General features: G+C 69.7%; 1 protein-coding gene. It reads right to left on the reverse strand.

The window, feature by feature from the left end:
• Positions 1–32: 32 nt before the first annotated feature.
• On the reverse strand, positions 33–1,133 hold a 1,101-nt coding region (locus AB0N07_RS51665; protein WP_365848017.1), incomplete at its 5' end, for a transposase.

The raw sequence follows: 1,133 nt of genomic DNA on the forward strand, positions 1-1,133 counted from the left end.
GTGACTCCTCCCCCTCGTGAGGGGGTTTCTCGCTATGCCGGTGCGGCTTCGCGACGGGCCAGCCCGGCCCGTAGGACATTGATCGCGGCCACCGTGTCCGCGTGCGCGCTGTGGCCGCACGAGACGCAGTGGAACTTCTCCTGTGTGGGCCGGTTCTCCTTGGCGGTGTGCCCGCATTCGGGGCACCGCCGGGAGGTGTTGCGGGGGTCCACCGCCATCACCTGCCGTCCGGCTCCTTCCGCCTTGGCGGCCAGGATCGCGAGGAACACCCCCCATCCGGCATCAGAAATCGAGCGGTTGAGCCCGGCCTTCGCGCCGGCCCCGTTGGGCAGGAAGCTGCCCGGCGCTTCAGGGTCCGGCTCCGGTGCGGGGGCCTTGCCCATGTTGCGGATCTTGAGGTCTTCATGCGCGATGAAGTCGTGTTCGCGCACGAGAGCGAGCGCGGTCTTGTGCGCGTGGTCCAGACGCTGACGGCGCACCTTGCGGTGCAGTCGGGCGGCCCTCTCCACGGCCTTGCGGCGGCGCTTCGAGCCTCGCATGCAGCGACTGACGGACTGCTGTGCGGCTTCGAGCTTCGCGGAGGCCTTGGCCCCGTGGCGGGGGTTGGGTACGAACCCGCCGCCTGAGTCGGCAAGGAAGTTGGCTATGCCCATGTCGACGCCGACCACGGACCCGGTCGCGGGGAGCGGTTCGGGCTGGGCCTGCTCGGCGGTCAGGACGACGTACCAGCGGCGCCCTTCCCGCTTGACGCTGATCGTCTTGACCTTGCCGGTCACGGGCCGGTGCCGGTGCACCTTGACGTGCCCGACGCCCTGGAGCCGGACGCGGGTGACGGAATCGTGCGGGGTGACATCCCAGCGGCATCCGTCGCCGTCCTTGGGGAAGTCCACGGTGTCGAACCGCTTGCCCGAGCGGAAACGCGGATAGCCCGGCGCGTCTCCTGCCTTCACCCGCCGGAAGAACGCGGCGAACGCCTTGTCCAGGCGGCGCAAGGTGGCCTGCTGAGACGAGAACGACCAACGCCCCTGACGCTCCGGGTCGAAGACGCGGATGTCCTTGAGCTGAGCGGACTGCTGCCCGTACCGGACAGTGGTCTTCGAGGCGTGCCGCCAGGCGTCGCGGCGTTCCTGCAA

Origin of the sequence: Streptomyces sp. NPDC051172 (assembly GCF_040682555.1) — a bacterium.
Classification (GTDB): domain Bacteria; phylum Actinomycetota; class Actinomycetes; order Streptomycetales; family Streptomycetaceae; genus Streptomyces.